Below are 23,398 nucleotides of genomic sequence, written 5' to 3'. Positions count from 1 at the left end.
AAATGTCATTATTAGTCACCGGCTCGATAGGGATAGATAGTGTTAAGACGCCTTACGGGGTAAGCGAGAATTGTCTCGGCGGCTCAGCGATATACTTCAGTATGGCGGCAAGTTTCTTCTGCCCTGTGCGTTTTGTCGGCGTTATCGGCCCGGATTGTCCATTCGATTTGGCGAAAGTTTTCGCCGGCAGAAACGTCGATTTAACGGGCATGGAAATCAGAAAAAACAGTAAGACCTTCCGCTGGGCAGGCACGTATCACGAAGACATTAACAAAAGGACAACCGACAAGCTCGAATTAAACGTCCTCGCGGAAGAGCCTCCGAAGGTGCCGAAAGCATACAGAGACAGCAAGTTTGTATTTCTCGCCAATACCGCGCCGGCCCTTCAGATTCAGTTGCTCGAACAGGTTGATGACCCCTCTTTCGTGGCTGCTGATACGATGGATTGCTGGATTCAGGGACAACGGGACGATTTGGACCGCCTGCTTAAAAAAATTGACTGCCTTATTATCAACGAAGACGAGGCGAAAATGCTGGCCGGGGAAACTAACCTGATAAAAGCGGCCGGTGCCATTTTGAATATGGGGCCGGCTGTCGCGGTCATCAAAAAAGGCGAACACGGCTCGCTCCTTTGCAGTGCAGATGAGAAATTTATTCTGCCTGCATATCCATCCGCCGACGTCAAAGACCCGACAGGCGCAGGTGACAGCTTTGCGGGCGCATTTATGGGTTATCTCACAAAGGCCGGGAAGACCGATTTTGAATCATTAAAACAGGCAGTCGCCTGCGGCACGGTGGCGGCCTCTTTTACTATTGCCGATTTCTCGCTGGCGGGTCTATCCTCGATAAGCAGGACTGATATAGACGGCAGATTAAAAACCTTGCGGGAAATAACACAGTTTTAATGGCAAATGTATAATGCGATGCTTTATAGCGATAGATATTGATGAGGAAATCAGGGCTGCGTTGGGCGATTTGCAGCAGAAGTTGCGTGGCAGCATTGACGTGAAAAAAGGCGATATCAACTGGGTGAACCCGGATAATATACACCTGACTTTGAAATTTTTGGGCGAAATTAAAGATGAAAAAGTCGCCGAAATTTGTAATATAGTAGAGGCCGCCGCCGGCAGGCATAAAGATTTCGAGCTGGACATAGAATCGGTAGGCAATTTCGGCGGCAGGAGCCCGAAAGTCCTGTGGGTCGGCACCGGCAAAGGAGGAGACGACCTGTTGAAATTACAGGAGGATATTGAAGAATCGCTAGCCTTGGCCGGCTGGCCGGAGGAAACAAGAGAATTTGCCGGTCACCTGACCCTCTGCAGGATAAGGCATCCGATAGCGGGTATGAAACTGGCACAGGCCAGTGTTGATTATAAGGATTTTAAGCTCGGAACGCTGTCGGCTGATTCTGTTTCGGTTTACCAAAGTGAGCTGAAACCGAGTGGACCTGTCTATACCGTATTAGGAAATTATAAACTGCAATAAATAAGTCACGGAAAATTGGAGGAAGTAAAATGACCAAGACAACTTCAGAAAGCAAACACAAGGGCAAAGTCGAAGCTTTAAGACCGAAGGCCGATGGCAAAGAAGCCGCCTTGGAGCGCGTGATTGCGCAGATTGAAAAGCAATACGGCCAGGGCTCTATAATGCAGATGGATGAGCACAAGTATGCCAGGATTGAGGGCATTCCTACCGGCTCGCTATCGTTGGACATCGCCCTTGGCGGCAAGGGTCTTCCCCGCGGCAGGGTCACCGAGCTGTTCGGCCCGGAGTCGTCAGGCAAAACTACCCTTGCGCTTCACGTCATTGCCAATGCCCAGCACCTCGGCGGCGTCGCCGCGTTCATCGATGCCGAGCACGCGCTCGATACTACGTGGGCCAAAAGATTAGGCGTCGACGTCAGCAGTATGCTGGTCAGCCAGCCCGACACCGGCGAACAGGCCCTCGATATCACCGAGATGCTGATTAAATCCAATTCTGTTGATATTATAGTTGTTGACTCGGTTGCCGCGCTTACCCCTGCGGCGGAGCTTGAAGGCGAAATGGGCGACTCACATATGGCCCTGCAGGCGAGATTAATGAGCCAGGCGATGAGAAAGCTCACCGCCGTCATTAATAAGAGCAAAACCGCGCTTGTCTTCATAAATCAAATCCGTATGAAAATCGGCGTGATGTTCGGCAACCCCGAAACTACCCCAGGCGGAAGGGCGCTGAAATTTTACACCTCCGTCCGCGTCGATTTAAGACGGCTGGCAACCATTAAAGAAGGCAGCAACGCACTCGGCTCCAGGGTCAGGGCAAGGGTGGTTAAGAACAAAATCGCCCCGCCTTTCCGTGATGCAGAGTTCGATATTATGTTCGATAGCGGTATCAGCTACGAAGGCGACCTGCTCGATTTGGGTGTCGAATGCAAAGTGGTCGAAAAAGTCGGCGCGTGGCTGAACTACGGAAGTGTCCGACTCGGCCAGGGAAGAGAAAACGCTAAAAAATACCTGGTCGAAAATAAAGACCTGCGGGATGAGTTGAAAAGCAAAATCCTCGTCGCAAAAGGGCTGGTGCAATCTTGATTGCCCCTCTGTTTTAGGAAACTGACAAGTGTTAACTGCCGGGCAGATAAGACGTGACTTTATAGACTTTTTCAAAAGCAAGGGACATGAATTTGTCCCAAGCTCGCCCATTGTGCCAATCGGCGATGATACGTTGCTTTTCGCCAATGCGGGAATGAATCAATTCAAGGATATTTTCCTGGGCCTGTCTGACCCGCAATATCCAAGAGTTGCCAATAGCCAGAAATGTGTCCGCGCCGGCGGAAAGCACAACGACCTTGAAGACGTTGGTGCCGATACATACCATCACACGTTTTTTGAGATGTTAGGCAACTGGTCGTTCGGCAATTATTTCAAAGCTGAAGCTATCGAATGGGCGTGGGAGCTGATAACAAAAAAATGGGGTATAAAACCAGACAAGCTATATGCAACCGTCTTCGCAGGCGACAAATCGGACAGCCTTGAATTCGACAAGGAATCCGCTGAGCTGTGGCCCAGGGTTACGTCTCTGCCGAGGCAGCGCGTCCTCGCGTTCGGCAGAAAAGACAATTTCTGGGAAATGGGCGACATCGGCCCCTGCGGACCCTGCAGCGAAATTCATATCGACCTCGGTCCTGACAGGTGTGACAAAAAAAATATTCCGGGGCATAAATGTGCTGTTAACGCAGGTTGCAGCAGGTTCATCGAATTGTGGAACCTTGTTTTTATTCAGTATAATCGTCTCGAAGATGGCCGTGTCCTGCCTCTGCCGGCAAAACACGTCGATACCGGAATGGGGCTCGAAAGAATTACAGCTGTTTTGCAGAACAAAAGTTCCAATTACGATACCGACCTCTTCACACCTATACTCGATAAGATAAGCGGCCTTTGCGGACAAAAATACTCCGGCACTCTCGACAAACAAACAGATATCGCCCTCCGCGTCATCGCCGACCATCTTCGCTGCCTTGTCTTCGCAATCACCGATGGCTGTATGCCGAGCAACGATGGCCGCGGCTACGTCCTTCGCAGAATTCTGCGCAGGGCCTCACGCTTCGGACGTGTCCTCAATCTGCACGACCCATTCATCTTTAATTTAGTCCCGACCGTCGTGAATTTGATGGGTGATTTTTATGGCGAGCTTCGCTCGAAACAGGAATTGGTGCAGACCGTTTTAGAATCCGAAGAAGCCGGCTTCGGCCGGACACTCGACCGCGGCCTGGAAATCTTCAATACCGCCGCCGAAAAGGCCGAAAGCTCGAAGAATAAAACTATCAGCGGCGAAGACGCCTTCGAGTTGTACGACACTTACGGCTTCCCCCTCGATTTGACTCAGCTTATGGCAAGGGAAAAAAATCTCAAAGTCGATACTACCGGCTTCGATAATCTTATGGATAAGCAGAGACAGAGGGCGCGTGCGGCTCAAAAAACAAGCAGTTTCACTTCGCTGGCTGCGAACACAAAACTTCCAGTCACTGATGATTCTCCTAAATACAAAAGCGACAGATGCGCATCCGGCGTTTCGGGCTGGATTGTTTCGGATGGTAAGTATATTTCATCGGGCAAATTGAAGGCCTCCGATGGCGAGGTCGGCCTGGTGCTGGAAAAGACCTGCTTTTACGCCGAGTCAGGCGGTCAAGTCGGCGACATCGGCGAGATTAAAGGCCGGGATGGTCACTTCATCGTCGAAAGCACGGAAAAAATCGGCGACTGCATCGTCCACCGCGGCAAAACCAACTCCGGAACGTTTACTGTGAATGAGCAGGTTGAAGCGATTGTTGACAACGACCGCAGGGCAACTATGAAAAATCATACCGCAACGCACCTGCTTCAGTGGGCCCTCCAGCAAACGCTCGGCAGTTCCGTCGCACAGCAGGGCAGTCTCGTCTGTTCCGAATACCTGCGCTTCGATTTTACCTGCCCCAGGGCCCTGACGGATGACCAGATTAAAAAAGTTGAAGGCCTCGTCAGGGAAAAAATCGCAGCCGACTACCCGGTGACCTGTTCTGTTTTACCGAGAGAGCAGGCGCAAAAACTCGGCGCAATGGCGCTGTTCGGCGAGAAATACGGCAGCGAAGTCCGGGTAATAGCCATCGGCACAGATGACGAAACCCGCCTCGCCGACGCCTTCAGCAAGGAGTTCTGCGGCGGCACCCATGTTGACCGGCTCGGTTCTATCGGCGGTTTCAAAATAATAAAGGAAGAAAGTATCTCATCTGGCGTTAGGAGGATAACGGCATTGACAGGCGAAAAACTAAACGAATTTTTGGAAAAGCGGAGCGAAATCGTCGAGAGTTTGTGTGAAACCCTGAAAGTATCTGCCGACGACCTTGTTGCCAAAGTCAGCAAACTGGTAGATGAAAACAAAAAACTCGCCAAACAGCTCAAGTCCGCCTCGAAACAGACTGCCGTTGATGTTATGGCTGAGGCAAAGCAGCTTCTCGACAAATCTGAAAAAATCGGGTCAGTGTCGGTAATCATCGGCCGGCTCTCAGCTGTCTCAGTCGAGCAGGGCCGCGAGGCGGTCGATATGCTAAAAAAGAAGGCCAAATCCGCCGTCGTGGTTATCGGTTTTGCTGACGATGAAAATGCGACCTTGCTCGCAGGTGTTACCGATGACCTTGTTAAAAATGGTCTCAACGCTGGCGATATAATAAAGCAAATCGCTCCGTTGATTGACGGCGGTGGTGGCGGCAGGCCGCAAATGGCGCAGGCCGGCGGAAAAAAACCGGAAAAAATTGATGTCGCCCTCGCAAAAGCCGCTGAAATAATAAAAGAAAAATTGGGTAGCGCTAAATAAGATGACTCTTAATAGCCGTCCGCTTTCGACTTCGTGGGTACTTGTTTACCTCTTTCTCTTTTGTATTGCAGGGCCGCTCTCCGCGGCGGACAATGCTGAACCCAATTTTACCCCGGGCGAAGAGACAAACGTTAACGTCGATAGAAAAATCTTTGGCATCGATAACTTTATGGTATATGTCCCCTCCGATTATAACGATAATCGGGATTGGCCTGTAATTTTCTTCTATCACGGGATGGGCGGCGAGCCGGCGACAGGACTGTTCAGATACCTTACCAAAGGCTGTGGTTTCATTGTTATCGGTATGGCCTATGTCCCCGGCAGTCAAAGCCCGATGAACGAAGGCCAGTATATTAGCTATATTAAACGCCTGCGAAAAAGCGCCCTTGAAGTCAAGAAATACGTTGCCGAGCACCTCAGAATCGACGAGAAACGCCTTTTTATCACGGGCTGCAGCATGGGCGGTTGGTACATCTCATCCATTCTTGAAAGCAGCCCTAAGGCTTGGGCGGGCGTTGTTATCCTTGCTGCCGGCCGGAGCCGAAACATCCGTCTGGTTGCCGCCGACGTAGGCCGAATGGCGATGCGGGGAAAACCCATTTATATCGGCGCGGGCGAAAGAGATGCCAATCTCGCTGCTGCCAGAAAAGCCCAGGCGTATTATCAAAGATTGGGCGCAAACGTTACCTTTGAGCAGTTTCAGGGGGTAGGACACATCTGTGACCCGCCCAACCGCCAAAAACTGTACAACTGGCTTATCTCAAATAGCTCCGTGGAAGATACGCAATCCGGCGAAAAGAATTAACGGCCGACCCGTAGCCGGATGCTTCTTGCGTGCGCGTCAAGCCCCTCCGCCTCGGCCAGCCGGATTATGTCCTCCGCGCTCGCCGCCAGTTTCTTCTTATCGTATTCGATAATACTCGTCGCCTTTATAAAATCATTAGCGCTTAAAGCGCTTGAGAATCTTGCGGTTGTGCCGGTAGGCAATGTATGGCTTGGCCCCGCCCAGTAGTCACCAACTGCAACCGGCGAATAATCCCCGATAAATATAGCTCCCGCATTTGTTATTTTCTTGGCAATCTGCCCGCTCTGTTTCCCGCATTGTATCTGCAGATGCTCCGCGGCAAAATAATTGGCAGATTTCACCATATCCGCCATATTTTTAAAAACGACTATGGCGCCGCATTTCAACAAACAGTCAACGGTTTCCTTTGACCGACCCAGTTGTTCGATTTGCTTTTTAATTTCAATCAAAACATTCGTTGCAATTTTTTCAGAATCCGTAAATAAAACTGCCGAACCAGGACTATGCTCCGCCTGGCTGAGCATATCCGCTGCTACCCAGGCAGGAGTAGCGTTTTTGTTTGCTATTATCAATACCTCGCTCGGCCCGGCAACAGAATCAATAGAAACGGTGAATCCTGCGACTTTCTTTTTTGCCATCTGAACCCAGGCATTCCCTGGCCCGACAATCTTCTCAACCTTGAGTATATTTTTAGTCCCCAGAGCCATCGCGAAAACTGCTTGTGCCCCGCCTATCCTGTAAACCTCTTTAATCTTTAACTCTTTGCAGGTTGCTAATATCACCGGATGAATGCTTCCGTTGTATCGTGGCGGTGAGACAACAACGATTTCCTTCACCCCTGCAACCTGTGCTGGAACCGCGCACATTATCACTGTCGATGGCAGCGGCGCAGACGCCCCAGGAACGCATATCCCCACTCGTTTAATCGGTGTATACTTTATGCCGGTCGATTTAAAGTTTTTGTCTTTACCGACAAAAATTTTCGATTGATACTCTTTTACGTTCCTTATCGCCTGCCGAATCGACTTCAAAAGTTTCCTGTCGATTGCTTTGTTGGCGTCATTTAGCTCCGCCTCTGATATTTTGAACTGCTCCGGAGTAAGTTTTACGCCGTCGAATTTCTCCGTATAATCAGCAACAGCTTCATCGCCGCGCTGTGACACTTCGTCAAAAATAACATTTAATTGTTTCTCTTTTTCATCATCGAAATAAGTGGCTTGAATAACGGCTACCCGGATTTCTTCAAATCGTTTTTTGAAATCTGGCTGGTCGTATTCAATCAGAATCTTATCGAGTTCGTGAGGCATTGGTCTGTCCTTTACCTTCCGAAGTTTCCGTGACTGTAAGCCTGTATTGCCTTCTGCAGCAGCAGATAATGTTCGCCTTTGTATTGTGTTAGAATCCCCGCTATTTTGAATCGCACAGGGTCCGCCTCAACAGACTGCACCTGCTGCGCCTGCTCCAGCACTCCGCATGGCAGCAGCCGAAACGATATTTGCGGAATATTTCTGCCGATGGCATCAAGGGTAACTTCGCTCTGGCCGTCTGCGCGTTTGCCCAAAAGCGCAGTTCTGCCTGCCAGAATAGAGTCCTGCTTTAGTTGCATTCCCTCTTTCACCTGCTCGTTGCGGAGCACTCGCCTGTTTTTCAACTTGCCTACTATCTCTTCCGGCATGGCTAATTCGTCGTTCGGCTCATTGATGGCTATCTTGGCCTTTTGTTTCTGCGGTGTTGAAGACCTCTCCGGTTTGGTTTGGCTCTCGGCCGCGCTGATGGGCAGAAAATAAATCGGGAATATATAATTGTTGCCCTTGTATTTTGTAACATTGCCCCACAGCCGGTAGCTTGCCTCGGTTCGTTTCTGGGCGTCAGTGATTATCTTCTCCAGCGCGCTCGACGGCAGAAGCTCGACAACCGTCCCCGCGTCGATTTCCCCGACATCGTCGCTAACCTCAGAATCGAATTTGAAGAACCACCTGTCGCCGATGTTGCTTAATTCGCCGTCGACGCCCATCAGGCCGAAGCCGTCCCGCAGCAGAGTTTTACGGGCCGCACCTGCGCAAAGTGCAGTGCAGCTTAAAAACGCTAAAATCAAAATTACAGCTCTCTTGTTCATATCAATCGCCAATTAGTTCTACAACCTGCTCCGGCCCGTCTGCCTGCCGGATATATCGGCCGCTGTCAGGGTCATCGGCTGTGATTAAATCGACCACCGGCTTCCAAAATCCGCCTACAAGTATAATCGGTTTCTCCGTTTCGATAAAGCCTTTGTTTTTTAATTCCCAGACCTTCGCCAGTTCCAGCAGCGTCCCCGTTCCGCCCGGCAGCACAACGTACCCCTGTCCAATTTTTATCAGTGTATCGAGCCGTTCGTCCAGCGATTTGGTAATAATTTCACGCTTTATATATTCGTTCGCCTTGCTGCGCTTAAAAGCCGAGCACGTAACGCCGATTGTCTCCCCGCCTGCCTCGACAGCCCCTTTGGCCGCCGCCAGCATCGTCCCGCCGTACCCTCCGTTGGCAATCGCAAACCCTGCCTCGGCCAGCAACTTGCCTGTCTGGTGTGCCAGTTCATAAGCTGTCTCGCCGGATTTCGTTTTGGCTGTGCCGAAGATGGTTATCGTCTTATTCTTCATGCCTTATTGCGGGTATAGTTTAGTAATCCCGCCGACAGCAAAATCCTTCTGTCCCGCTCGGAAAGTTCCAGCCCGCCGGTAAATTCGAACGAGCTTGTCTTATCGACAATCACAACGTCATCGCTGCTTTTTATCGCTTCTAACAGGTCGTCGATTTGCAGCCGATCGCCGGGTTTGACTCTTTCGTAATCACCAGGCTCGTCAAATACTATCGGCACGATGCAGAAATTTATCAGGTTCGCCTTGTGGATTCGCTCGATACTCTTGGCTATCACGGCTCGCACGCCTAAATACATCGGGCAAAGCGCAGCGTGCTCTCGCGATGACCCCTGCCCGTAACTTTCCCCTGCTACGATAATGCTTGCTGTCCCCTTTTTCTTTAATTCCAAAGCTTTCTCGGCAAATGTCGCTTCGCCTTTTTCGTTGAGATAGTGGAAAACAACTTTTGCATACTCTGGCACGTTCGACCGCATCTTCAGAAAACGCCCCGCAGGCATAATATGGTCGGTTGTTATCTTGTCCCCGCATTTAATCAGGACCTGCCCTTGGAGCTTTTGCGGCAGAGGTGTTGGCGCCTCCGGCACGACTATCGTCGGCCCGCGTATGACCTCCGCCTTAGCTGCCTCTTTTTCGTTCAGCGGCGCCTCTATCATATTATCGTTAATCGCGAATTCCGCCGGCGGCTCTATCTTCGGATATTCTATCCCGAATAGTTTCGGCAGCTCCCGCGGGTCGGTGATTCGCCCCGTCAGCACCGAAGCGACCGCCGTTTCCGGACTGACTAAATAAACCTTATCGCCTGCTGTTCCGCTTCGCCCCGAAAAGTTCCTGTTGAATGTCCTCAGGCTTACCAATTCGTTGGCCGGCGAAAGCCCCTGGCCGATGCAGGGCCCGCACCCCGATTCCAGAACTCGCGCGCCCGCCGAAATAGTCTCCGCCATCGCCCCATTCTCCGCCAGCATACCCAATACTTCTCTGCTGCCGGGTGCTATTGCGAACTCGACCATATTGTTTATGCGTCTGCCCTTTAACACCTTTGCGACCATCATCAAGTCGGCAAAGCTCGAGTTCGTACAGCTGCCTATTATAATTTGTCCCGTCTGCACCCCCGCGATTTCCGCGACGGCCTTTACGTTGTCCGGCGAAGATGGACACGATGCCATCGGCTCAAGCTCGCCCAAATCTATCTCGATAATCCGGTCATACTCGGCATCGTCGTCCGCCGCCATCGGCTGATAATCTTCTTCCCGTTTCTGGGCCGCTAAAAATTTCCTCGTCTGCTCGTCGCTGCCGAATATGCTCGTCGTCACGCCAAGCTCCGCCCCCATATTTGTTATCGTCGCGCGTTGCGGTACAGTCAATCCCGCAGCCCCTTCCCCGAAATATTCGACTACCCACCCGACATTGCCTTTTGTCGAAAGTTCACTCAACAGCTTAAATATCACGTCCTTCGCCGCCACCCAGTCTGCCAGTTTTCCCGTAAGCTTTACCCCGAGCACCTTCGGACAGGTAAGATAGAAAGGCCCGCCTCCCATAGCCACCGCCACGTCCAGCCCGCCTGCCCCGATGGCAAGCGCGCCTATCCCGCCCGCCGTAGGCGTATGCGAATCGCTTCCCAATAGCGTCGCGCCCGGCTTAGCGAATCGTTCCAAATGGACCTGATGACAGATGCCGTTTCCTGCCCGCGAATGGTAAACCCCTGCCTTAGCTGCTATCGTTTGCAGGTATAGATGGTCGTTATGGTTTTCAGGGCCGAACCCCGCTGTATTGTGGTCGATATAGCTTACCGAAAGCTGCGTTTTAACTCTGCCTGCCCCCATTGATTCGAACAGTAGAAACGCCGTCGTTCCCGTAGCGTCCTGCGTTAGCGTCTGGTTAATCCGTATGCCTATTTCCTCGCCGTTGGCGATTTTGCCTTCGACCAAATGACTGGCTAATATCTTATAGACAAGTGTCTGCCCCAATTTTCTTCTCCATTGAAATTAAAGGCATAATCTAACAGGACTTGCATTTTCCGTCAAGCCGCAAAACGCTCGGTTAGCCCCGTCATCTTGTATGCCGGGGTTTGGTTAGCCCTGCCGCTCGCGGCAGGGGTTACTATCGCCGTGGGTTGCATGAGTTTACCCCGTGAGATGCGCCGTTTGCTATCTAACTGGGGCGAGGATTGCTTTATGTTTCCCCCAACCTCGAAAACTCCGCGAGGCAATTAATGCAAAAGCATCACCCTAACCCGAATACAACAAAGTGGAATGGCATATTTAAACTGCCACCCGCTCAACTGGACAATCACCAATTCTCTAAATCAGGCCTTATGCCTCGTCCTTCGCTTTTTCTTCGCCAGACGTAGCTCTCTCGTCCTTTTGAGAAATACTTTTCCACTTACCCTTCTGTGGCATTAACTCCTTTACTTCAAAAGGAACCTCTTTACGCCCGGCAAGTACGTCCTTTTGTAATAAAACCTGTTTTGTAAGCTCTTTATATGATTTAGAAATCACCCTTATGCCTATTTCTTTAACCTTCTTATCTATCATATCCAACATTGTCTCATAATCATCAACCTTAAGGGATTCAAATAGATCTCGTATTTCCCCAAAAATCTTATTTCGCATTTCAGTCACATTTATCTCGATATGTTCATTCCCCATTCTTGTAAAAGCCGCATGAAAAAGCTCTTTTTCAAATTCAAGCTCATATTTTAGTATCTCAAAAAACAACAGAACTTGTTCGGCCTTCTTAGGCAGCAAAGTCATCAACACTTTATGATAGTCTTCAGCGCTATCAACCAGATATTTGTAATCTTCTTTACAGTAAGCCATTAGCTCTAATATTTCGCTGTCATTTGGAAGAGGCAATTGGTTGTCCTCAATAATTAGCTGAAGATATGCAAACGTATTGAATATTTTTCCTAGGCACGCTTTCCCACGGTCTGTGAGGCCTATATTATTCACCCCAACAAATCGTTCGTTACCACATTCCAAATCCATACATATAATATTTGGCCCATGAACTCGTCCCATACACCCGAGAGCATGATATATCACTTCTTCTGGATACCCACCGTCACCGGCAAAAACATTCAATATATCTCTCACGGTTACAACCACACCACGGGAACGCCTATATTCTATATATTTCAGCAGCAGTAACTTTATCCAGTAATAATTGGGTATACTTACTTCCGTACCCATCGGACCATAGACAACTTCTTTGGTAAGATAAATGTTCGGAAAGCGCGTATGTGCTTGGCTAAACCGACTATACCCTTTCAATATAAATGCAATCAAGCCGGCGTGAAAATGTTCCAAAAATCTATTTATCGCCGTTTCGCATTGAATAGCCCTTCCTCGAACCCAAGCATATCTGGCACAAAATTCCACGACATCCCTCAAGCCATAGCTTCCCAACTCTGGTAAAACATCCATTAATGCTCTTTTGTAATCTATTTGAGGTTTGTTGGTAAGAAAGAATGTTCTAAGCGGTGCCACAATAGATGCGAATACAGCTTTGCTGACCCCAGCAGGCACAATATCCAAGATACGTCTTGTCATCTCTATCCGCTTTTGAACAACCTTCGATAATTCTGGTTTATCCAAAAAGTAAGCATGGTTATCCTGGTATAAATCCGGGAATGGCTCGTAACTATCTGTTATGCTGGTCTCTTTAAGCACGCTATAACTATCAGGGCGCAAAACCAAAAGAACGTTAACCCCCAGTTTGCCCAATTTAGTGCCATCCTTAAATAAATTCAAGAAATGGGTAATACTGTTGAATGCCGGAGGGTTATCCTTAAATTCAGGCAAGAATAATTTTTCATCGTCCAAATGAAAAATATAATCGATATTATCCACAACAAACAAAAAACGCAGACCATATTCCTTCTGGCTTCTCTCTATAAACTCTCTCAAGGCAACCAACTTAGGTGTTAATGGACCATCCTGTACCTCTGAAAGTTTTGTAAAATGTTCTCCCATAGTGGATGCCCAACCGGCATCTCTCACAACCTTTATGGTTTTCCCAATTAATTTCCTTACAAACTCCTCAAACAAATAAGCGTAGCTTTGTTCGTGTTCTTCCTGTAGGTAGTAAGCGCTTACTCGTATAAAAAAAAGGTTTTTGTTAACAAACCACTCTCTTCCATAATTCGTCAAAAGCTTATTTACAAAAGCACTCTTACCATACCCAATTTCCCCCAAGAGAAAATATAGCTGATTCTCATTCAAACCTACATCACTTACCATGCGGGCACAAAACTCATCTTCCGTTACTTTGCTTTTCGGATCAGCATCTATACCGGCATAAATATTTGGGTCTACATAATAATCCCTATAGAACAATGCATGGATAATTTCCTTATCGCTAAACTTCCCATCTTTATAATCTAACTTGTCTAATCTAATCAATCTGCCGGGACCATCAAAAGCTGCTTGTTGAGAGTCGAAAACCACATCAATAATAGACATGGCCTTTTTAGCACTAATCAAGGGCGCAAACGTTCTGTCGTGTCTTTTCTTTTGCCGTCTGACATAAAAGTTTTGCTCATCATAGTTCATAATCTGCCTCCTTTTATCAAAATGGCAAAGGCTTAGAAAAACTGCTATTTCCTGGAAATCCTTGTCTGAAAAAGCCGGAACGCCTCTTCCTGCTTTCATCACAACACAGCTAATACGAAAGAAAGCTTCTTGCCAATTGTTGCATAATATATACGCTCTGCTAATATTGTACCCACCGATCCCCCAAAATGCAACCGTTTTCTTAAAAATTTCCTCCTTCTCCATTAACTGCCAATAAACAGTCAGTTAAACGCCCCTCATCCCAATTTCCTTAGCATATATCGCAGTCAAAAGGTTGACTGCTAATGCTAAAACTTCCTGTTAATTTAGGTAAATTTTTATTTTTAGATATTGCAATTTGGCAAGTGGAATTTATTTGAGTTTTGTCGATTGTTTTTTGAAGTTTTCCGCGAATTATTCGCTTCGAACAATTCGCGCAAGGGGGGTGCAAAATTATCGCATATTTTCATACATTTTTTGACCGTTTCTACGCATTTTTCACACTTTTAAGTACATTTTTAGCAATTTCTACCACTTTACACCCACCTAAAAACGCGAACTTGCGCGTTTGGTGCTACCCCATCTTGCTCAAACCACCCATTTTAACACCATCTTCACCCAATAAAAAAGCGGCCTCGTGCTTCCGCACAAGGCCGCTCATAACCATAGTCAGTTGTTGATCTTATCTAGCGTTAGTCTCACTCACGAGGAACGCATCTTCTTCATGCTTTGGTGCATGAGATCCATCTGTGCCGCCATCTTCGTTGCATTCAGGTGTTTCACCGCACTCTTTATCGGGAGTATCGGGAATTTCCTGAGTATCCCAGGTTTTCCAGATATTGTCCTTGCCGATGCCGACATTAGGAAATCTCTCAAACCTGACGTGGGTGTCAACATACAGGACATTTTGCCCATCCCGTTGGTGACTCGCCGAATTACCCGTCTTTAAATCATCTTTGTATCCGTCTTCGCAGTCTGGTCCTGCATCATCTCCTATACAAGCACTGCCGCCAATATAAGAAGTAGCATTCCTGTCCCAGTAAGGATTCCTGTCTGCGGCCGTGGGGCAGGCTGGGCTACTATCCGCACGAAGTGGAAATGACATGGCGGGGGTGATAGTATCGTTGTAATAGGGGTGTTGATAAGCATAGCTGTTATAATTGCCCGGCCAGTAGTCGCCGGTGGCATAATCATTCTGTCCGCCGAAGTCCCAGGCATCGGTAACATCATCAACAGCCTCAGGCAGAGTATCTTTAACGTCAGAAAGTTTAAACTCTCTGTTTCCACCGTCGCCCTTGCAGTTAAACTGGGCTGGTGTCACATCCGCATACTTTACCAAAAGATAAAGGCTGGCTGTAATGGTTACTCCCATATCTCCGCCATACTGGGCACCCTCTTGGTCGAGCCATAAGTCTATTACTCCGGCGTCGCCCCAGAACTCGGTTACAGCGCCTGCACGCGGAAAATCTCCGTTGTACTCGTTGGCGTAGAGCAGCATGGCCTTGCCAATACCGGCGAGGTTCGATCCGCAGACCACTCGTTGGGCGGTTCGTCTCACCGCACTAAGAGCGGGCAGCAGAATGCCCATCAGCACTGCTATAATGCCGATAACGACCAGCAGCTCAACTAATGTAAAACCTTTCTTTTTCATTTTTATTCTCCTTCACTTTTTTGAGATTCACGAGCCCAGTCACTCTTAAGCCCGCTTGGATTATATCTTAATAAATAAATGCAGCTGACTTTTGGGTCCGCGTTTTGCATCAGGTCTCAAAACACCGGCCCCTGCAATGTAAAAGTATAAAGACGTTGTTTTTGCGAATCTCCTTGGTTTACTATTTATTTTTTGCTCGAGAGCAACCGGTTCACATTTATAAAACCGAATGTTACCAACAAAGATTACAAGGTATTTCTTTCTGCGTTCAAGGTTGTTTCACGTTCAATGGCGCAAATCAAGCTGAAACAAGAATCTTTCTTGGCAGGTAGGTTTGAGGTATGATGAACGACATAAATTATGATAGCTTTTTTAAGTTATGATAAAAGGTTTTTCAAACCTACTTACCTCTGTTTAAACAATAACACCCGATAACTTTTTTGTCAAGTTAATTTCGTCAATTTCTTTAACTTTCTTGAATTTTTCCACAATTCGCTTAAAATCCCTGTTTTTAGGCTTGGAACTGTAGATATGAATAACAAGGAAGTTTTTGAAAAAACAGAGAAACTGCTGAAAAAGCACAACCAGGGCCATCTTTTGGCGTTTTGGGAGCAGATAAACCCGGTCCAGAGGCAGAATTTGCTTGCGCAAATTGAGAGGCTCGATTTTTCGGAAATAGACCAATGGGTGGCTAAATACATTAAAAACCCTGCTTCTGCTGTCGAATCTACGGATTTTACCCCCGCCCCATTTTATAGTTTCACTCCGGCTGGCCAAAAGCAGGAACGTAACTATAGCAAAGCCAAAGAATTAGGTGGAAAGTTGATATCGGCCGGCAAGGTCGCTGCCTTTGTCGTTGCAGGTGGTCAGGGAACAAGACTCGGATTTGACGGACCAAAGGGAAATTTTCCCATCACCCCTGTTAAAAACAAAACGCTGTTCGAAATCTTCGCCGAGATGCTCGCCGCCGCTTCGGAAAGATACCGAACCGCCTGCCCCTGGTATATTATGGCCAGCCCGATGAACTGCGCCGAGATTAAAAAAATCTTTCGTTCAAATGATTATTACGGCTTGAACGAGAAAGATGTCTTTATATTTCAGCAGGACACGTTGCCAAGTTTTAATTTCGACGGCGAAATCCTCCTGGCTGAAAAGGATACTATTGCCTGCGCACCTGACGGGCATGGCGGAAGCTTGAAAGCGCTTTATAAAAGCGGGGCTGTCGAGGATATGAAAAGACGCGGCGTAGAGTTCATAAGCTATTTCCAGGTCGATAATCCCCTCATAAATATTTTCGACCCGCTTTTTATTGGCCTGCATGCCCTCGACAAGGCCGAGATGTCCTCAAAGGCGGTGATAAAAACCATGCCGAAAGAGAAGGTGGGCAACTTCGCTTTGGTTGACGGCAGGGTAACTGTCATCGAATATAGCGATTTACCCGACGAGCTCGCGGGAAAACGGAACCCCGATGGCTCTTTGGTCTTCGGACTCGGCAGTATCGCCATCCATATTATCAATCGCGATTTCGTTGAAAAGCTCAATGCAGGCGGTTTTGCCTTGCCCCTGCACAAGGCCGTAAAGGAAATTCCGCATATCGACCGGCAGGGGAATTTTGTTGAACCTGATAGGCCAAATGGTGTAAAATTGGAAAGCTTTGTTTTTGATGCCTTGTCTCTGGCCTCAAAGTCGATAATTTTAGAGACCCTGCGAAGTGAGGAGTTTGCTCCTGTCAAGAACGACGCCGGCGTTGACAGTGTCGAAAGTGCCAGAGAAATGATTGTGGCCCGTAGTGCCGCCTGGCTCGAATCGGCAGGCGTAGCTGTTCCAAGAAAGCCAAATGGCGAGGCTGATTGTCTTATCGAGATTGCGCCGAGTTTCGCATTGGAAAAAGATGACATTAAAACGAAGCTGAGTAAAATACCCGAAATTAAACCGATGGACAGGGTTTACCTGGCCTGATTTTAAAGAAAGGGGTTATATAAATGACGTTATTATTAGGATACGATGTCGGCAGCTCCTCGATTAAAGCCACGTTGATGAATGCTGAAACGGGGGAAGCCCTGGCGGCGGCAACTTCGCCAAAGAAAGAAATGGAAATCATCGCCAAGAAGTTCGGCTGGGCCGAGCAAAACCCGAGTATGTGGTGGGAGCACGTCGTCAAGGCGACACAGATGATTAAATCCCAGACCGATTTCAATGCGGCTGATGTTAAGGCAATCGGGATTTCATATCAAATGCACGGATTGGTCATCGTGGGCAAAAATAAAGAGGTGCTCAGGCCGTCGATAATCTGGTGTGACGGCAGGGCCGTGCAGCTCGCTAAAAAAGCGGCAGCGGAAATCGGAGAGAAAAAGTGCCTCGAGACTATGCTTAACCTGCCCGGCAATTTTACCGCCTCGAAATTAAAATGGGTTATGGAAAATGAGCCGGATATTTATTCCAAAGTTTACAAAATGATGCTGCCCGGCGACTATGTCGCGATGAAAATGACAGGCGAAATAAAGACGACTTTCTCCGGCCTGTCCGAAGGGATAATATGGGATTATAAGGAACATAAACTTGCCAAACTTCTGCTGGACTACTATGGAATTTCAGAAGATTTGATTGCCGAGGCGGTGCCGACTTTCTCCGTGCAGGGCGAGTTGGCGAAAGCTGCCGCCGATGAGCTTGGATTAAAAGCAGGCACCAAAATATCGTATCGGGCGGGCGACCAGCCGAATAACGCGTTATCGCTGAACGTCCTCAACCCAGGCGAGATAGCGGCAACCGCGGGCACCTCCGGCGTGGTTTATGGAATCACCGAAAAAAGCGATTACGACAGCAAGTCGAGAGTCAATGCCTTTATTCACGTTACTCACACCCAGCAAAAACCAAGATATGGCGTACTATTGTGCGTCAGCGGCACAGGAATCCTGAATAGCTGGCTAAAACATAATGCAACCGATGGATTGGATTACCCGAAAATGGATGAATTGGCCGGCGGCGTTAAAGTTGGAAGCGATGGACTTGTGGTCCTGCCATACGGAAACGGGGCTGAAAGGACGCTGGAAAACAAAGACCCGGGCGCATCTATTCACGGCCTGAACTTTAACCTCCACAGCAGGGCACATCTTTTGAGGGCGGCACAGGAAGGAATTGTCTTTGCTTTGAACTATGGTGTTGGTATAATGCGTCGGGTCGGCGTCGATGCAAAAACTGTCAGGGCAGGTCACGCAAATATGTTCCTCAGCCCCATTTTTTCAGAGGCCTTTGCGACCATTACCGGATCAGTTGTGGAACTTTACAATACTGACGGTTCGCAGGGCGCCGCCAGAGGTGCTGGAATAGGCGCTGGTATTTATAAGAGTCCGGAGGCCGCTTTTGCAGGGCTTAAACCGGTTAAGAAAATTGAACCAAACAATAAATTATCAGAAGCGTATAAACAGGCTTACGAGAAATGGGAGCTTGTTTTGAAACATCAAATGGAAAGGAGCAGTTAAAATGGCAGGTAAATCTTTACACAGTATTTGCAGATGGACGTTTAATCCGGGCAAAGGCGGTTTTGTTCCCGGCGATATGAGACCTGAATGGGGCGGCGAGTTCGGCACACCGGAAATGATTAAGCTGGTGGCTGACAAAATTCGGCCCAATATTCCGGACAATATCGAGCTCGGTATCGAAATGCACTACGACTCCGAGGTCAATGATAAAAACGCCGCCGCTGTCGCTGATGCGCTGGTGGACAACAAGTTGTATCTGGCGATGATAACCCCGGGCGCGCACAGTCATTTCGCCTACGGCGGTATCGCTTCGCTCGACCCCAGTGAGCGCAAAGCAGCAGAAGAGCTGGGTACAAAAACAGTAGATTTGGCATACGGTACTTTGAAAAAGGCATGGCACCCGGACATCAAAAAGGCGCCGGCATTTGTAATCTGGAACGGCTCATTCGGATACGACATCGCTACGGTAGGCATCAGGCAGATGTATCAAAACCTCAAGGAAAGTGTTGCCGGCCTGTGCAAATACGAACAGAAAAAGGGCGGTAACCTTCACATAGGTTTCGAACCCAAGCCCAATGAGGGACATCCCGCGATGCTGATTCCTACAGTGGCAAGCGCGATAGCGTTCTGGAGGAAAATAGAAAAGGAGTTCGGCGTCTCCGTAGAGAAAAAAGGCGTGAACAAGGAGTTCGGCCATTCGGAAATGATTGGTCTCGACCACGTTTACGACACCGTCGAGGAATTGGACAACGGTATGATGGTGCATATGCATCTGAACAGCCAGGGTTACAACGACGGCATAATTCTCGGCGGCCCAGGCAAGTATGATATCGATAACGGCGCCAGAATAAATGGTTTTAATATCGCCATTGCCGGGCTTCTCCAGCAGGCCGGCTTCAATCGCTGGATGGGCCACGATATGCAGACCCGCGCCTATGACAATACCAAACAGGGAATCGACAGAGTAATTAGAAGCTTATTGAGCTGGGAAGCCTGCGAGAAAGCTGCGAAAGAGCTTGACACGAAGGCCTTGATGGCTGCTCTTGCCCAGCGAGAAACCGCCAAAGCCGAAGATATGATGCGCGGCGCGGTGGTAAACGCCCAGAAGCATTTTGACAATATGTATAAGTAATTAAATTATCAGCATTGCGTCGCCGTAGGAGTAGAAACGGTATCGTTGCTCAACGGCATGCTGATACGCGGTTAGTATATTTTCCAGACCTGAAAAGGCCGCCGCAAGCGCAATAAGCGTCGATTTTGGCAGATGAAAATTCGTTATCATCGCATCGACTGCTTTGAATGTATAACCGGGCTTGATAAACAAGCTCGTTGCGCTTGCGGCGGCCTTGATTTTTGACCCGCCTCCAATTGTTTCCAGAACTCGCACAGAAGTCGTGCCCACCGCGATTATCCTTCCGCCTTTTTCTTTCACGGCATTTATTAGTTGCGCATTTTCTTCGTCGATGCTGAATTGCTCCTGATGTATTTTATGCTCTTCAAGGTTGTCTGTGGTGACCGGCTTGAACGTTCCTTCGCCGACGTGCAGCGTTATATACGCGAAGCGGATGCCGGCCTGTTTCAATTGCTCGATTAGCTCATCTGTAAAATGCAGCCCGGCTGTCGGCGCCGCGATGGCGCCGTTATGCCGTGCGTAAACCGTTTGGTACCGAAGATTATCTATCGCTGCCTGCTCTCGGTCTCTGCCACGTTTGATATATGGCGGCAGCGGCGGAAAACCAATTTTTTCAAGGATAGCCTCGGCATTTGCGTCTGCCTTTATCTTCAGCAGGCATTTGCCTTCGCTTCCTTTATCGAGTATTTCTGCTTCGCAAAAATTGTTTTCCATTTTGTCTTTTAGACAAATAGTTTCGCCTTGTTTGACTTTGCCGGCACCTTTTAGCATAACTTCCCACACGCCGCCGCGCTCAGCTAAAAATAGTGCTTCGAGTTTGCCCCCGCTGCCGCGCTGGCCGAAAAACCGGGCAGGCAAGACCCTTGTATCGTTGAGCACAAGACAGTCGCCGCTTATTAAAAAATCACCGATTTTGCTGAAAACGCTGTCTGTAAGCTCGCCGCTGCAGCGTTGTAAAACCAGCAGTTTCGACTCGCTTCGAACATCCGCCGGCTGTTGGGCGATTAATTCGGCGGGCAGGTAATAATCCAGCTTATCCGTTTTCATAACTGAAGATTATCAGACCGTCGGCAAAATGACAAAAAAATTCAGTCAAATTAATGAACCGGTTCGTATATTTGTATAGTACTCGTTGCATTTCCTGCAAAAGTGGCCCTGCATTATTGACGATGCTGATAGCAGCGAATCCAATCTTAAGAAAACGGTTTTTCAGGAGTTTGAGCCAATGGCTTCGGAAAGATTTGAACAGACAGCAACTTCAATCGCCTCGTTAGACAGGGACGAGCTTAAAAGACGAATCAGAAATTTCGATGGTCGATTTAAGCTGGATTTTACCGACGGCTACCTCGACGATCTCGGCGTTGACAGATTAAGACATATCCTTTTGGCCGCCTTGATAAACAAATCCGCGTGATTAAAGTCTCGCTACGATGGTTGCTTGTTGTCTAATCCTCTTAAAGAGATAGTTGCATATCTACCGGCAGATGCCGAGTGCCCTTTACCATAAACCAATAAAAAAAGCTGGAGTTTTTAAAAACTCCAGCTTTTATGAGGCAGCTGTCCATTAAAAGAATATAGAACAAGGTTATAAAAATCTACACTGCCTCAGCAAGCCAAGATGCAATAAGAAGAAAAGAACTATATATCTTACGCCACTTATTATAAACTCCCGGCGGTATTTTTGCAAGTTTTTTTTGTAATTTTTCAAAATTATCGCTAATTTACCCCATTTTTAGCCTCGCCAAGGCCGATTTTGCCCCAAGTTACTACCAGGCAAATTCTCAGTCTTGTAGCTGGCAATGGGCAGGGGCGGAGTTGAACCGCCGACACACGGATTTTCAGTCCGTTGCTCTACCAGCTGAGCTACCTACCCGGTTGCGCCTGAATTTAGCATAAAAAACTGATATTGCAAGAAAATTAGAGGTGAACTGCCGGAAAACCGGCTGTCTCCGGCGAAATTTTAATCGGCTGATGGACAGAGCGCCCGGCAGGAGGCGATTGCCTGGGACAGTCCCGGCGATATGGCCGCTATGTTGTTTAGCTCCCCGGCGGTCAGTTTGTTCTGCACAGGGCGGTAAATCAGTATAAAACCCAGCGATGGCCCCGCCTGGTTGAGCGGGATTGTAGCCGCTGAGATTTCATTTAGGCGGGTTAGGTTACCCTGCAGCCCCATTGCGAACATATCTTCGAGAGTGCATATTTTATTTGACTTGCAGATGTTGTCCACCACCTCGGGCGTGAAACAATTCTCCACTCCCTGTTTTTCCAGCAGTATCGGCTGGGTGCTTTCGAATATATGCAGCTCAAAGTTGCCTGCCTCGCTCGACGCGGGTCGAAGCGGGTCTGCTTGAAGCAGGAAGAAAGCAACATTTGCATCGGCGGTTTCGTCTTTAATGAGCTTGCTGGCCAGAAGTATTAGGTTGCTCATCTCGGTTGCCCCGGCGATTGCCTCGTAGAAATTCGCCGTAAAACCGATGGTATCTAATCTCTTGATAAAGTCTCTCTGGGCTGCAATCAGGTCATTGCAGAGTATGTCAGTTTTTTTCGCCTGCTTTTTGCGTTCTTTGTTGAGTTTACTGATAAGCAGACGCAACCTTCTGTATCGTTGTTTATGGTCCATTGGAATTTACTTTAAATAGTTAAGTTTACGACGACTCCACGGTTTAATTCGGCTTAATAAAAGGCTGCCTTTAAGGTCAGAAACTTATTAAAAAGCCCGCTGCAGCGTAGCCCTATAAGCAATTGGTTTAAGTTTCAGGGCCGTTGAGATTGTTAAAGCTGGTTGCTGATAAATGTCTTGGCGTTTCGATTTGTTTGTGTTTTCGGACTTATATTTGTGCTTTGGTCGCCTTTGGGAAATGCGATGCGCATAAAAAGGGAGACTTAGGCTTTTATATATTGCTTTTCATCGCCCGTCTCCCTGTTGCGATGTTCCTTTATTGGCTTATCAGCCTTATATTGGTTATGGCATAGTCGCCTTCGCAACATTTACAATATACCAACAAACACAACCTCCGTCAATAAAAAATAATGCGGGTATGCCAACGGCTGATAATATTTAGGCTTTAATAGCAGAAAATTGGGTTTTTCAGTGTTTTTTATGCTTGACAAACCTATGTTCTGATAGTTAAATTAGGATATTAAGGCAATTTAGAGAGGTTTTATGCCGGCAGGTTTGGTCAAAAAGAGGAGGAGATAACATGAAGGAGTTGTTTACAACCGGCGATGTTGCCGATATTTGCAGAATAAGTCAGCAGACAGTCATCAGATGTTTTGATGCTGGCAAGATAGAGGGTTTTCGCGTTCCAGGCTCAAGATTCCGCAGGATTCCGCGTCAGAGTCTCATCAAATTTATGAAGGGAAACGATATCCCCCTCGATAATCTCGAGTCCGGCAAAAAGAAAATTCTTATCGTTGATGATGATGCTGAAATAATTGAGCTTATAGTCGATGTTCTCATTCGGGACGGCAGGTTCGAAACCAAAACCGCATCCAGCGGCTACGAAGCGGGAATATCCACCCAGTTGTTCCGCCCCGACCTGATACTGCTCGATTATATGTTGCCGGATATCAACGGCAACGTTGTCTGCCAGACGATAAAAAAGAATCCTGATTTCGAGGACATCAAAATTATTATCGTAAGCGGCGTTGTAAAACGGGATGAAATCGACCAGTTATTGAAATCAGGCGCCGAGGATTTCATAAAAAAACCGTTTAATATAGATGAGCTTACCGGTAAAATCGCGGCTGCTCTGCAGTTGAAAAGCCAATAGTGGTTAAATGGTATTTAGTTGGTGGTTACGGGTTAGTGATTAAAATT

18 protein-coding genes and 1 tRNA gene are annotated in these 23,398 nt (G+C 48.0%); 10 read left to right on the top strand and 9 right to left on the bottom strand.

Annotation, left to right across the window (positions count from 1 at the left end; genetic code table 11):
• Window positions 1-2: 2 nt before the first annotated feature.
• From PHG53_02055 to PHG53_02035, 5 genes are read left to right on the top strand one after another with little or no spacing between them, the layout of a single operon-like run.
• Window positions 3-905 (top strand): PfkB family carbohydrate kinase, encoded by a 903-nt coding sequence (locus PHG53_02055; GenBank protein MDD5380408.1) that lies wholly within the window; start codon window positions 3-5, stop codon window positions 903-905.
• Window positions 906-918: 13 nt separating this feature from the next.
• Window positions 919-1,485 (top strand): RNA 2',3'-cyclic phosphodiesterase, encoded by a 567-nt coding sequence (gene thpR, locus PHG53_02050; GenBank protein MDD5380407.1) that lies wholly within the window; start codon window positions 919-921, stop codon window positions 1,483-1,485.
• A 29-nt stretch (window positions 1,486-1,514) separates the two neighbouring features.
• Window positions 1,515-2,567 (top strand): recombinase RecA, encoded by a 1,053-nt coding sequence (recA, locus tag PHG53_02045; GenBank protein ID MDD5380406.1) that lies wholly within the window; start codon window positions 1,515-1,517, stop codon window positions 2,565-2,567.
• 28 nt (window positions 2,568-2,595) lie between these two features.
• Entirely contained in the window at window positions 2,596-5,325 is a 2,730-nt protein-coding gene (alaS, locus tag PHG53_02040) for an alanine--tRNA ligase (protein ID MDD5380405.1), read from the top strand.
• Between the two features lies 1 nt (window position 5,326).
• A complete protein-coding gene (locus tag PHG53_02035) occupies window positions 5,327-6,130 on the top strand; it encodes a prolyl oligopeptidase family serine peptidase (protein MDD5380404.1) in 804 nt (267 codons plus the stop codon).
• On the opposite strand, the gene hisD is transcribed toward PHG53_02035, so the two are convergent.
• From hisD to PHG53_02005, 6 genes are all read right to left on the bottom strand, one after another.
• The gene (gene hisD / locus PHG53_02030) at window positions 6,127-7,437 is read right to left on the bottom strand and encodes a histidinol dehydrogenase (GenBank protein ID MDD5380403.1); all 1,311 of its coding nucleotides are present in this window, start codon (window positions 7,435-7,437) and stop codon (window positions 6,127-6,129) included. The two genes, PHG53_02035 and hisD, sit on opposite strands and share 4 nt — an antisense overlap.
• A gap of 11 nt (window positions 7,438-7,448) precedes the next feature.
• Entirely contained in the window at window positions 7,449-8,246 is a 798-nt protein-coding gene (locus PHG53_02025; GenBank protein ID MDD5380402.1) for a hypothetical protein, read from the bottom strand.
• 1 nt (window position 8,247) lies between these two features.
• Entirely contained in the window at window positions 8,248-8,766 is a 519-nt protein-coding gene (locus tag PHG53_02020; GenBank protein ID MDD5380401.1) for an LOG family protein, read from the bottom strand.
• Window positions 8,763-10,730, bottom strand: a complete 1,968-nt coding sequence (locus PHG53_02015) for an aconitate hydratase (GenBank protein MDD5380400.1) — start codon at window positions 10,728-10,730, stop codon at window positions 8,763-8,765. The genes PHG53_02020 and PHG53_02015 overlap by 4 nt, the downstream gene beginning before the upstream one ends.
• Window positions 10,731-11,075: 345 nt before the next feature.
• Window positions 11,076-13,541, bottom strand: a complete 2,466-nt coding sequence (locus PHG53_02010) for a hypothetical protein (protein MDD5380399.1) — start codon at window positions 13,539-13,541, stop codon at window positions 11,076-11,078.
• 457 nt (window positions 13,542-13,998) lie between these two features.
• On the bottom strand, window positions 13,999-14,967 hold the full coding sequence (locus PHG53_02005; protein ID MDD5380398.1) for a type II secretion system protein: 969 nt from the start codon (window positions 14,965-14,967) through the stop codon (window positions 13,999-14,001).
• Between the two features lie 531 nt (window positions 14,968-15,498).
• Here PHG53_02005 and PHG53_02000 point away from each other — a divergent pair.
• From PHG53_02000 to PHG53_01990, 3 genes are read left to right on the top strand one after another with little or no spacing between them, the layout of a single operon-like run.
• Window positions 15,499-16,926 (top strand): UDPGP type 1 family protein, encoded by a 1,428-nt coding sequence (locus PHG53_02000; protein MDD5380397.1) that lies wholly within the window; start codon window positions 15,499-15,501, stop codon window positions 16,924-16,926.
• A gap of 23 nt (window positions 16,927-16,949) precedes the next feature.
• Window positions 16,950-18,446, top strand: coding sequence for an FGGY family carbohydrate kinase (locus PHG53_01995; protein MDD5380396.1), 1,497 nt, complete (start codon window positions 16,950-16,952; stop codon window positions 18,444-18,446).
• Window position 18,447: 1 nt separating this feature from the next.
• Window positions 18,448-19,578 (top strand): xylose isomerase, encoded by a 1,131-nt coding sequence (locus PHG53_01990; GenBank protein ID MDD5380395.1) that lies wholly within the window; start codon window positions 18,448-18,450, stop codon window positions 19,576-19,578.
• On the opposite strand, the gene queA is transcribed toward PHG53_01990, so the two are convergent.
• Window positions 19,579-20,625 carry a tRNA preQ1(34) S-adenosylmethionine ribosyltransferase-isomerase QueA gene (gene queA, locus PHG53_01985; GenBank protein MDD5380394.1) on the bottom strand — a complete coding sequence of 349 codons (1,047 nt, stop codon included), beginning with the start codon at window positions 20,623-20,625 and terminating at the stop codon, window positions 19,579-19,581.
• A gap of 178 nt (window positions 20,626-20,803) precedes the next feature.
• Between queA and PHG53_01980 the strand changes: the two genes are divergently transcribed.
• Window positions 20,804-20,992 (top strand): hypothetical protein, encoded by a 189-nt coding sequence (locus PHG53_01980; GenBank protein MDD5380393.1) that lies wholly within the window; start codon window positions 20,804-20,806, stop codon window positions 20,990-20,992.
• A 386-nt stretch (window positions 20,993-21,378) separates the two neighbouring features.
• Here the strand turns inward: PHG53_01980 and PHG53_01975 are convergent.
• A tRNA-Phe gene (locus tag PHG53_01975) sits at window positions 21,379-21,451 on the bottom strand.
• 87 nt (window positions 21,452-21,538) lie between these two features.
• A complete protein-coding gene (locus tag PHG53_01970; GenBank protein MDD5380392.1) occupies window positions 21,539-22,198 on the bottom strand; it encodes a hypothetical protein in 660 nt (219 codons plus the stop codon).
• Window positions 22,199-22,778: 580 nt separating this feature from the next.
• Between PHG53_01970 and PHG53_01965 the strand changes: the two genes are divergently transcribed.
• Window positions 22,779-23,351 (top strand): response regulator, encoded by a 573-nt coding sequence (locus PHG53_01965; GenBank protein MDD5380391.1) that lies wholly within the window; start codon window positions 22,779-22,781, stop codon window positions 23,349-23,351.
• Window positions 23,352-23,398: the final 47 nt, after the last annotated feature.

The sequence above is a fragment of the Phycisphaerae bacterium genome (assembly GCA_028714855.1).
Classification (GTDB): Bacteria; Planctomycetota; Phycisphaerae; order Sedimentisphaerales; family Anaerobacaceae; genus CAIYOL01.
The sequence above is the reverse complement of the archived record's forward strand: the minus strand, read 5'-3'. Positions and strand labels throughout refer to the sequence as shown.